The sequence below is a fragment of the Micromonospora sp. LOL_025 genome, from assembly GCF_048060285.1.
Lineage (GTDB): Bacteria > Actinomycetota > Actinomycetes > Mycobacteriales > Micromonosporaceae > Micromonospora.
Window position 1 is genome coordinate 316,471 of the sequence record NZ_JBHMIR010000005.1, and the last position, 10,698, is coordinate 327,168.

The 10,698-nt window shown below is 72.1% G+C and carries 5 protein-coding genes and 3 pseudogenes; 5 read left to right on the top strand and 3 right to left on the bottom strand.

Going from position 1 to position 10,698, the window contains the following annotated elements; all coding sequences use genetic code 11:
• Positions 1 to 5 precede the first annotated feature (5 nt).
• Both ACFHW0_RS10120 and ACFHW0_RS10125 read left to right on the top strand, forming a co-directional pair.
• A complete protein-coding gene (locus ACFHW0_RS10120) occupies positions 6 to 6,605 on the top strand; it encodes a polymorphic toxin-type HINT domain-containing protein (RefSeq protein ID WP_416607013.1) in 6,600 nt (2,199 codons plus the stop codon).
• A 102-nt stretch (positions 6,606 to 6,707) separates the two neighbouring features.
• Complete coding sequence (locus ACFHW0_RS10125) at positions 6,708 to 7,007, top strand: hypothetical protein (protein WP_416607014.1); 300 nt, start codon at positions 6,708 to 6,710, stop codon at positions 7,005 to 7,007.
• 325 nt (positions 7,008 to 7,332) lie between these two features.
• On the opposite strand, the pseudogene ACFHW0_RS10130 reads toward ACFHW0_RS10125, so the two are convergent.
• A pseudogene (locus tag ACFHW0_RS10130) lies at positions 7,333 to 7,404 on the bottom strand (glycerophosphodiester phosphodiesterase family protein); the annotation flags it as partial.
• Between the two features lie 158 nt (positions 7,405 to 7,562).
• Positions 7,563 to 8,000: a hypothetical protein gene (locus ACFHW0_RS10135; RefSeq protein ID WP_416607015.1), complete on the bottom strand. Its 438-nt coding sequence runs from the start codon at positions 7,998 to 8,000 to the stop codon at positions 7,563 to 7,565.
• Here ACFHW0_RS10135 and ACFHW0_RS10140 point away from each other — a divergent pair.
• The 3 genes and pseudogenes from ACFHW0_RS10140 to ACFHW0_RS10150 form a co-directional block, all read left to right on the top strand.
• Positions 7,905 to 8,217, top strand: a pseudogene (locus ACFHW0_RS10140) (transcriptional regulator); the annotation flags it as partial. The gene ACFHW0_RS10135 and the pseudogene ACFHW0_RS10140 overlap by 96 nt on opposite strands.
• A 273-nt stretch (positions 8,218 to 8,490) precedes the next feature.
• The gene (locus tag ACFHW0_RS10145) at positions 8,491 to 9,630 is read left to right on the top strand and encodes a snapalysin family zinc-dependent metalloprotease (RefSeq protein ID WP_416607029.1); all 1,140 of its coding nucleotides are present in this window, start codon (positions 8,491 to 8,493) and stop codon (positions 9,628 to 9,630) included.
• A gap of 136 nt (positions 9,631 to 9,766) precedes the next feature.
• Complete coding sequence (locus ACFHW0_RS10150; RefSeq protein ID WP_416607016.1) at positions 9,767 to 10,447, top strand: hypothetical protein; 681 nt, start codon at positions 9,767 to 9,769, stop codon at positions 10,445 to 10,447.
• A gap of 102 nt (positions 10,448 to 10,549) precedes the next feature.
• Here the strand turns inward: ACFHW0_RS10150 and ACFHW0_RS10155 are convergent.
• Positions 10,550 to 10,698 (bottom strand): annotated as a pseudogene (locus ACFHW0_RS10155) (phytochelatin synthase); the annotation flags it as partial.

Consider the following 10,698-nt stretch of genomic DNA (forward strand, 5'->3'; position numbering starts at 1 on the left):
GCCGTGTGACCGCTGTCGTGCTGCTGGCGGGCGTTCCCGTCGTACCGCCGGCCGCCGCGGCCGCCGCCGGGATCACCCTGCCGCCGCTGCCGCAGCAGCGGTCGGTGCCCGCCACGGCCGTGCCGGTCGCGCCGCGCGGCGCCGACCCCGAAGCCGGCTCCGCGTCGCCTCCCGCCGGATCGCCCCGGTGGCCGCGCGCACACACCGGCACCCTCGTCCTGCCCGCCGCCGCGACCGGACCCGCCGCCGGCCGGCCGCACGCGGTACCCGCCGGCGACAGCCCGGTGTCCGTGGCGCGCGCCGTCGGGCCCGGCAGCGCCACCGCTGTCGAGGTGGCGGTGGCGGACCGGTCGTCGACGGTGCGGGCCGGCGTCGACGGACTGCTGCTGGCGGTGCGTCCCACCGGCACCCGCGCCGCCGGTCGGGTGCGCGTCGGCGTCGACTACCGGGGCTTCCGGCAGGCATACGGCGGCGACTGGGCATCGCGGCTGCGGCTGGTCGCGCTGCCCGACTGCGTCTTGGCCGAGCCCGACCCCGTCCGCTGCTCACGGCGACAGCCGGCGGCCGGCACGAACGACACGCGTACGCACCGCGCCAGCGCCGTGGTGACCGCGGCGGCCGGCGGCAGCGTGTACGCGCTGACGGCGGACGAGTCGGGACCCGCCGGCGACCACGGCGCCACGCCCCTGGCCGCCTCGGCGACCTGGGACGCCGGCGGACCCTCCGGTGACTTCTCCTGGTCCTACCCGATGCGGGTGCCACCGTCGCTCGGTGGGCCCGCCCCCGAACTGGAGCTGGCCTATTCCTCGGGCTCCGTGGACGGACGCACCGCCGCCACCAACAACCAGGCATCCTGGGCGGGGGAGGGCTTCGACCTGGGCTCCGGGTTCATCGAACGCCGCTACACCGGCTGCGCCGACGACACGGCCGGTGCCGGCAGCCCGAAGACCGGAGACCTGTGCTGGCAGGCGGACAACGCCAGCTACTCCCTCGGCGCCGGCGGCGGCGAACTCGTCCGTGACGACGCCACCGGGCAGTGGCGGCCGCGCCGCGACGACGGCAGCCGCGTCGAGCGCCTCGTTGGCGCCGGCAACGGCGACAACGACGGCGAGTACTGGCAGCTGACCACCACCGACGGCACCCGCTACGTGTTCGGCCGCCGGCCCGACTCCGCGTGGACCGCACCGGTGTTCGGCAACCACCCGGGCGAGCCCTGTCACGCCGCGACGTTCGCCGCCTCCTGGTGCCAGCAGACATGGCGGTGGAACCTCGACACGGTCATCGACACCCACGGCAACACGATGACCTACCACTACGGCACCGAGACCAACCACTACGGCCGCAACCTCACCGCGTCCGCGGGCACCGCGTACACCCGTGGTGGCTGGCTGGCGCGCATCGACTACGGCACCCGCCAGGACACCTCCGCTCCGGCCCCCGCCAGGGTGGTCTTCGACGTCGCCGACCGGTGCCGGCCGACCGGACCCTGCGACGGGCAGCCGGCCCAGCTGCCCGACGTGCCGCTCGACCGGGCCTGCGCGGCCGGCACCGCCTGCACGGGCCGGCTCAGCCCCACGTTCTGGACCCGCCAGCGACTGGCGAAGGTGACCACCGAGGTGCGCTCCGGCGACGGCTACCGCCCGGTCGACTCGTGGACCCTGGCGCACACCTTCCCGGATCCCGGCGACGGCACCGCGCCCAGCATGTGGCTGAACGCGGTCCGGCACACCGGGCACGTTGGCGGGAACCAGGCCGTACCCGAAGTCAACTTCGACGCGGTCCACCTGCCGAACCGGGTCGACGCGCTGGAGGGCGTGCCCCCGCTCAACCGCCCCCGCATCGCCGCCGTGCACAACGAGAGCGGCGGCGTCCTCGGTGTCAGCTACTCGCCGCCGCAGTGCCGCCGGGCGGGGGCCATGCCGACCGCCCCGGACCGCAACACCATGCGGTGCTTCCCCGCCCACTGGATGCCGGACGGGGCCACGGCGCCGGTCCTCGACTGGTTCCACAAGCACGTCGTCACGCAGGTCGTCGAGACCGACCGCACGGGCGGCTCTCCCAACGAGGTCACCACCTACGAGTACCTCGACGGCGCGGCCTGGCACTACGACGACAACGACCTGACCCCGCAGCACCTGCGCACCTGGGGGCAGTGGCGCGGCTACGGGCGGGTGCGCACGCTGCACGGCGAACCCGCTCCCGGGGTCGTGCGCTCCGTCACCGAGCACCGCTACCTGCGCGGGATGGACGACGACCGGCTCGCCTCCGGGGGCCGCCGCGACGTCTGGGTCGCCGACACCGACGGCGGCAGCGTGGAGGACCATTCCGCCCTGGCCGGCTTCCTCCGCGAGGAGATCGAATACGACGGCGACGGCGGCCCCGTCGTCACCGCCACCGTCCACCATCCCTGGCGGCGCGGACCCACGGCCACCCGCAACCGCGGCGGCGTCACCGTCGAGGCCTTCGACGTCGAGGTCGGCCGCACGCAGGTGCGCACCGCGCTGGCGGCCGGCGGCTGGCGCCGCACGGAGGTCGGCACCGAGTTCGACGGGTACGGGCAGGTCAGCCGGATCGACGACCGCGGCGACCTGAGCACCCCTGACGACGACGAGTGCACCCGGTTCAGCTACGCCCGCAACCCGCACTCCTGGCTCGTCGAGCTGACCTCGCGCGTGGAGACCGTGGCGGTGCCCTGCGCGCAGGCCCCGCGCTACCCGGACGACCTGGTCAGCGACGTGCGCAGCTACCACGACGACGCCGACGAGCACGGCGCCGTGCCGACCCGCGGCGACGTCACCCGGGTGGAGGAGGTCTCCGGCCACTCCGGCGGCACGCCCACGTACGCGGTGACCACCCGGCGTCGCTACGACGCCCAGGGACGCGTGACCGAGGCCCACGACGCCGCCGGGCGCCGGACCGTCACCACCTACCAGGCCGACGGCGGCGGGCCGGTGACCGCCACGACCACCGCCAACACGCTGGGCCACACCACCACCACCGAGCTGGAACCGGCCTGGGGCGTGGCCACCGCCGAGATCGACGCCAACGGCCGGCGCACCGACCTGGCGTACGACCCGCTCGGCCGGCTGACGGCGGCCTGGCTGCCCGGGCGCTCCCGCGCCGCCGGGCACACCCCCACCACCGAGTACCGCTACCTCGTGCGCACCGACGGCCCGGTCGTCGTCACCACCCGCTCGCTGGCCCCCGACGGCGGCCACATCGACAGCCACGACCTCTACGACGGGCACCTGCGCCTGCGGCAGACGCAGGCACCCGCGCCCGGCGGCGGCCGGCTGGTCACCGACACCAGCTACGACAGCCGTGGTCTGCCGGTCCGGGAGAACGACACCTACCACCACACCGCGCCGCCCGACACGACGCTGCGCGTCGCCGCCGACAACACGGTGCCGGCCCAGACCCGGACGGTGTACGACGGCGCCGAGCGGCCCGTCGCCGAGATATTCCTCGTGCTCGGGGTGGAACGCTGGCGCACCACCACCGCCTACGGCGGTGACCGCGAGAGCGTCGCCCCACCCTCCGGCGCCGTCGCGACCACGGAGCTGACCGACGCCGACGGGCGTGTCGTCGAGTTGCGCCAGCACCACGGCGCGAGCCCCGACTCCGACTACGACGCCACCCTTTACCACTACCACCGCAACGGGGCCCTCGAGCGCGTCACCGACGCCGACGGCAACACCTGGCGCTACCACTACGACCTGCGCGGCCAACTCGTCCGCACCGAGGACCCCGACCGGGGCACCAGCACCTTCACCTACGACCAGGGCGGCGACCTGGCCAGCGTCACCGACGCGCGCAACCAGAAGCTGACCCCGGTGTACGACCCGCTCGGCCGCGTCGTGCGGGTGCACCACGGCGGCACCGACGGGCCCAAACTCCTCGAGTACGGCTACGACACCCTCGCCAAGGGACACCTCGGCACCGCCACCCGCTACGTCGGCGCCGACGCGTACACCACCTCCGTCACCGGCCTCGACGAGGCGTACCGGCCCACCGGCACCGCCGTGGACGTCCCGGCGGCCGCGGCGGGACGGCTCGCCGGCCGGTACGAGTTCACCGCCACCTACCACGCCGACGGCAGCCTCGCCACCACCGGTACCCCGGCCGTCGGCGGCCTGCCCGCCGAGACCGTCCAGCACGCCTACGACCCGCTCGGCCTGCCCACCCGCACCTTCTCGACGCTGGCCACCTACGTGGCCGAGACCACCTACAACGGCTACGCCGAGCCGCAACGCCTCACCCTCGGCGCGACCGGGAAGCGCATGTGGCACACCTACTACCGGCAGGAGGGCACCCGCCGGCTCGAACGCAGGATCACCGACCGGGAGTTGGCCAGCTCGCCCCGGGTCGCCGACGTGCAGCACACCTACGACGACGCCGGCAACCTGCTGCGCATCGCCGACACGCCACGGGGCGGCCCGGCCGACATCCAGTGCTTCCGCTACGACCACCTGCGCCGGATGACCGACGCCTGGACCACCCCCGACCCCTGTGGGCAGCCCGCCTACCACGGCGCCGGCCCCGCCCCGTACCACCACTCCTACACCTACGACCGCAGCGGCAACCGGCTCACCGAGACCCGCCACGGCGCCGGCGAGCCCACCCGGGCGTCGTACCGCTACCCGGCCGCGGGCGACCCGCAGCCGCACGCCGTGAGCTGGGTCGAGACCACCACCGCCACGGTCACCCGCCGGGACAGCTACCGCTACGACGCCACCGGCAACCTGGTGGAGCGCCTCGTCGACGGCAACACCCAGCGCCTGACCTGGGATCCGGAAGGCCGGCTCGGCGCGGTCACCGGCGGCGGCGGGACCACCTCCTACGTCTACGACGCCGACGGCAACCGCCTGCTGCGCCACGACCCGACCGGCAGCACGCTCTACCTCGGGACAATGGAGGTGCACGCCGACAGGGACGGCGGTGCGATCACCGCCACCCGCTACTACGGCCACGACGGCGAGACCGTGGCCGTACGGACCAGCCAGGACGGTCTCGTCTGGCTCGGCGGCGACCACCACGGCACCCACCAGACCGCCGTCTCGGCCGACACCCTCACCGTGCGGCAGCGGCGCTTCCTGCCCTTCGGCGAGCAACGCGGCCCCGACACCGCCTGGAGCGGCGAGAAGGGCTTCGTCGGCGGCACCGTCGACAGGTCCACCGGCCTCGTCCACCTGGGCGCCCGCGAGTACGACCCGGGCACCGGAAGGTTCGTCTCCGTCGATCCCATCATCGACCCCGGCGACCCGCAGCAGATGAACGGGTACGCCTACGGCAACAACGCCCCCGCCACCTTCAGCGACCCCGACGGCCTCAAGCCGTGCAGCAGCTCCGGTTGCCGCTCCGGTGGAGGCAAGGGCCCCTCCGCGAAGGACCTCGCCTGGGCCAAGAAGGTCAAGAAGCAGAGCGTGGTCCGGGTCGCCATCAACGCCGGCGGCAAGATCCTCAGCGAGTTCCTCGGCATCAACGACATCAAGCGCTGCTTCGGCAAGGGCAAGGTGTCGTCCTGCCTCTCCCTCGCACTCGACCTCATCCCGTGGGGCAAGATCCTCAAGGCCAAGAAGCTCGCCAGCGCGGTCAAACGGGCCTGGGACGGCGTGCAGGCATGGCGCAAGAACGTCAAACGGGCCGACCGCATCCTCGACTCGCACCGGCGCGCGCAGAAGGCGTCGAAGTCCCGCAAGGCGTCCGAGGCCGTCCCGCGCCGCGCCGAGCAGTCACCGAAGGCGACCAAGTCCAAATCCGCACCCAAGCGCGAGAAGGCCAGCCCCACCCGGGAGAAGCCGGCGGGCTCCTCCGCACGGAAGGGCGGCAGCGGCGGCGGTACCAGGTCGGGTTCCTCGTGCAAGGTGAGGCACAGCTTCCACCCCGACACCAAGGTCGTGATGGGCGACGGGCGACGGACGGCCATCCGCGACATCAAGCCCGGGGACACCGTGCTCGCCACCGAGCCTCGCACCGGGCGGACCGACCGACGCCAGGTCACGGCGACGCACCGCAACCTTGACCGTGACCTGGTCGACGTCAGCGTCCGAACCGGCAACCGCACCAGCACGGTGAGGACCACCGCGCACCACCCGTTCTGGAACAGCACGAGGGGTGAGTGGACGGACGCTGGCCAGCTCGCGCCGGGGGACAGGCTGCGCAGCTCCGGATCGGGATCGGCACGCGTCACGGTCGAGGCTGTCGGCGGACGTGCGGGCGAGGCACTGATGCGCGATCTCACCGTCGCCGACATCCACACGTACTATGTAGTCGCCGGTGGCACTCCGGTCCTGGTGCACAACTGCGGTGAGGCTTTCCTGGACAACGCTGGTGAGGTATACGTACGAAAGAACCACACGGCCGGCGGCGCAGGAACGGATGAAACCAAGGGTCTGTTCAACAAGGACGAGGATCTGTACAAACTCGCGGATGACTCCAGCAATTTCCACGCCACGCCGCAAGCCAACGGTCGCTGCGCCAGAGTCTGCGACGCCGGGCGGTCCATCGGAACTGACGTCGAAACCGGCTTGCCGACATCCACCTATACAGTAATCACGGATAAGTACGGTGGCGTGATCACCATGCATCCGGGCGTTCCGCGATAGTCTGGCGCTCAGCCCGAAGACAGATCGCTGCTGTGACCAGGTTGGAGGGATCGGACTACGTCTGGCGTCTCCAACCTGGTCATACTGAGAGGAGTGGATCGGATGCCCCTGAGTGTCAGGGTGTGGACCCTGCCGGACATGAACCTTGCTTGTTGCATTCATCCGGACCTTAATCGGCTAGTGGATTTTGCTCAGTCATTGAAGCTGCCCATGCTGGGAAACGTCGATCCTTACGACGATACCCGATTTAATGGTATGCAAATGAGCCTTGTTGTCTCCGAACTGCGGATGCTCGCTGACTCTGCTCCAGAGGGCGCGGCCGATGCTGCCCAAGAATTGCTGGCTCTGACTGAACTGGTGGACGCAAAGCCTCACCGATACCTCGTCTTCATAGGTGACTAACCTCGGCCGAGGCGGCATTGTCGCAACGCTGGATTGATGGTGGGCGGCGGAGTGGTTGTACCACCATAAGTATTGGTGCCATTCTTCTGTGTGGCTGGTGGGTGCGGCCGTGTTTCCCGGTTGCTGTGATGGCTGATGTCGGATGCTTGGAATATATGGAAATTGACTATCATGGATATGCCCGACCTGGACCCCGGGTTGCGGCTGCTCCTCGGCGCGTCGCGTCACGGCGTGGCGTCGATCCCCGGACGCCACGGCGGTGCTTGCTTGATGAAGCGACCGTCACGGCCCGTTCCAGGTCGGGCTGATCGCCCGCGAGGCGACCGCAGACCAGGTGGCCGTCCTGGGTCAGCCGGACGTCGCACTCCATCCCGTCGGCCCCCTCGTCGATGCGCCGATCGGCTTCCTTGCTGCGCTTGAAGGCTCGTTACGTCCGGCGGGTTCGGGTGGTCGGTTGTGTGGGCGCGTGCGCGCGGCCCGGCGTCAGCCGGGCCGTCTCGATCTGGTGAAGCAGTTCTTAGCCCAGTGGCTCCGTCGGCTTGGCGGGCTGCTGGGCTACGCCTTTGGGGCGCGGCCTCGTCTTGGTGCTGGCCGGCTCGCAGGCCCGGTGCTGGTGGTGCCGGCGGCTCGTCCGAGGTCGGCTTCGTAAGCGGCGAGGTCGTCGGCGAGGTCGGTGTGTGCTTGTTGGAGAGTGGCGAGTTTCTCGGTGGCTTGCCAGGCGGCGGCGGTGTCCTTGTTCAACTCGATGCACGTCCCCGCTGGGCCCGCCACCAGGATCAGCGGAAAGAGATCACCATGGAGCCACCGCAGGGTCTTCCCCCGTCTACACCCGACACCGCTGACCTCGGCGCGAAGCTGTGGGCCGCCGGTGAGGCCGCCGGGCACAGTCTTGCCGGGATGGCCGCGCTCACCCACTTCACCAAGCCCTGCCTCGGCCTCGTCGAAACCGGCCGCCGCCCTGCCACCCCCGACGTTGTCGAACGGTACGAACACGTCCTCGGCGTGCCGGTCGGCACCCCACACAGCCCGGTCCGCCGCACCCACGAATGGCTCCTCGGCAACCCGCCCGTCATCCGCTGTCTGCGTGCCGGTCGGCGCATCGGCGTCGGCCTGAACCGAGCCCTCAAAGCCCGGCGTGGTGGAGCTGCGGCACCTCGACGGCGCTGTCGGCAGCCGCATCCTGCTTCCCGTCATCCGTGCCGAACTCGAGGTCTGGCGCTGCTCGCCCCGGCCGCCGGGGACGTGGGGCGGGTCCTGCGGGCGATTCACTGAGCCAGCCGGCGGGGATCACGGGCAACATCCGTCTGCGCCGGTATGACGGTTCCGCTATGCCGCATATCGGCGGCCTTCGCCTTAGCATTCACGTACATCGATGACCGGCGGTGGCACGCCGCCGGACAACCCGAGGAGTGCGTGTATGTTCCGACGACAACTGCTGCACGCGGCGACCGCCGCGCTGGCGGCGGTGCTGGCCGCAACCGGAATGCAGGTTGCCACCGGCGCGAGCGCGTCCGCCGACACGGGCGCGTCCGCCGCCCGGACCGTCTACTACGACGCGAGCCGGGCCGGCGAGTTCCGCACCAACTTCGACCAGGCCGCGGCCATCTGGAACAGCCGGGTCAGCAACGTCCAGCTGGTCGCCCGTACGCCGGGCAACGTCACCATCTACGTCGACAGCGGCTGGCCGCGCGCGCAGGTGACCAGCCTCGGCGCCGGCCGGGTCTGGATGGGCTGGACCGCCGTCAACCAGGGGTACAACCGCACCCGCATCGCCACCCACGAGCTCGGCCACATCCTCGGCCTGCCCGACCGGCGTACCGGGCTCTGTTCCGACCTGATGTCGGGCAGCAGCGCGCCGGTCTCCTGCACCAACGCGTACCCGAGCGCCGCCGAGGCGTCGCGGGTGAACCAGCTCTTCGCCGGTGGTCTCGCCGCGTCGGAGGTGCCCACCGGAACCTTCACGTGGAACGACACCGACGACATCTCGCCGCAGGTGGTCAACGGCCGGCCGGCGACCGAGAACTACCCGTGGATGGTGTACGTCTCCGGCTGCACCGGCACGCTGATCAAGGCCAACTGGGCGGTCACCGCCAAGCACTGCGGGACCCCCTCCTCGGTGCGCGTCGGCAGCATCTACCGCAACAGCGGCGGCACCGTCGTCCCCGTCGTCCGGGCGGTCAACCACCCGAGCGTCGACGTGAAGCTGCTCCAGCTCGCCAGCTCGGTCAGCTACGCCCCGGCGCCGATCCCGACCACCTCCGGCGCGGTCGGCACCGCCACCCGGATCATCGGCTGGGGCCAGACCTGCGCCCCCCGGGGCTGCGGCAGCGCCCCGACCGTCGCGCACGAGCTCGACACCTCGATCGTCGCGGACAGCCGGTGCCTCGGCATCAACGGCCCGTACGAGATCTGCACCAACAACACCAACGGCAACGCGGGCGCCTGCTACGGCGACTCGGGCGGCCCCCAGGTGCGCCGGATCAACGGGGCGTGGGCCCTGATCGGTGCCACCAGCCGGGCCGGCAACAACAACTCCACCTGCGCCACCGGCCCGTCCATCTACGTGGACCTGCCGTCCATCCGGTCCTGGATCAACACCCAGGTCGGCGGCCTGCCGGCCTGACCCACCCCGCTACGGGGGACGCCGCGTGCGGCGTCCCCCGTAGCGTCGTCGCCGGTCGTACGACCGGGGCGTCACGCGGCGACCACCCGGAGTGCGGTACGGTGCCTGACACATCGACCCCCTCTCGAGGTGAACCATGCGTGTCGTGGCCGCGCTCGCCCTGACCCTGGCGCTCGCTCCCGCGCCGACGCCGTCGGCCTCCGGTGGGCCGGTCGGTGACCTGCTCGGCGGCGTCGGGCGGGTCGTCGACGACCTGCTCAAGGGAGGCGGCAGGGCCACCCCGGGCGCCTCCCCGACACCCGCGCCGTCCAGCTCGGCGGCTCCCGCGCCGTCCCCGGCCGGCCCGTCGACCGCGCCGGCCGTCCCGGCGGCACCGGGCCGGTCCGCGCCCGCGCCCAGCCCGGGGGGTGCGTCCGCGCCCGCACCCGCCGGCGACCGGACCGCCGGGCGACCGGCCGAACGGGAGGCCGACGCGCCGTCCGGGCGGGGCGTCGCCTCCGAGACTCCCCCGACGGTCGCGGCCGCACCACGCGACGGCGACGGGGGCACGGACCGGTGGCTGGTCTACGGCCTGGTGCTGGGTGCCCTGGCGGTGCCGGTGCTGTTCGTCCTGCACCGACGGCGCCGATCCGCCGCCGCGGCTACCGGCCCTGCCGGGCCGGCCGGCCCACCGACCCCCGTACCCGCCCTCGACTCCGATCCGGACGACGGACCCGTGGTCGACAACGTGACCCACCTGCCGACGGAACTGAACGCGATCTACGAACTCGGCCGGCTCGACGAGCGGCTCAGTCAGGAGCGCAACCGCCGGTCCTGAGCGGGGCGGGCGGCAGGGGCGGGAGAGAACCCTGGGCATGACGAAAGGGCCGGGCCCCTGTGCGGGGTCCGGCTCTTGTCGTGGTGCGGGTGTTGTCGTCGGTCAGGCGGTGTAGCCGCGGGTGGCGATCCAGTCGGCGAGGTTGTCGACGCTCATCCGGTAGGAGGCCTGGTTCGGGTTGGCGGAGTCGGCGATGGTGACGGTGTTGCCGTTGTCGCGGTAGCCGACGACGCTGATGTAGTGCCCGCCCT

What these genes read in the sequence shown, in the direction of transcription:
- ACFHW0_RS10125 (WP_416607014.1), top strand. Translation starts at nt 6,708, where the DNA reads ATGCCCCTGAGTGTCAGGGTGTGGACCCTGCCGGACATGAACCTTGCT.
- ACFHW0_RS10145 (WP_416607029.1), top strand. Translation starts at nt 8,491, where the DNA reads ATGCAGGTTGCCACCGGCGCGAGCGCGTCCGCCGACACGGGCGCGTCC.
- ACFHW0_RS10150 (WP_416607016.1), top strand. Translation starts at nt 9,767, where the DNA reads ATGCGTGTCGTGGCCGCGCTCGCCCTGACCCTGGCGCTCGCTCCCGCG.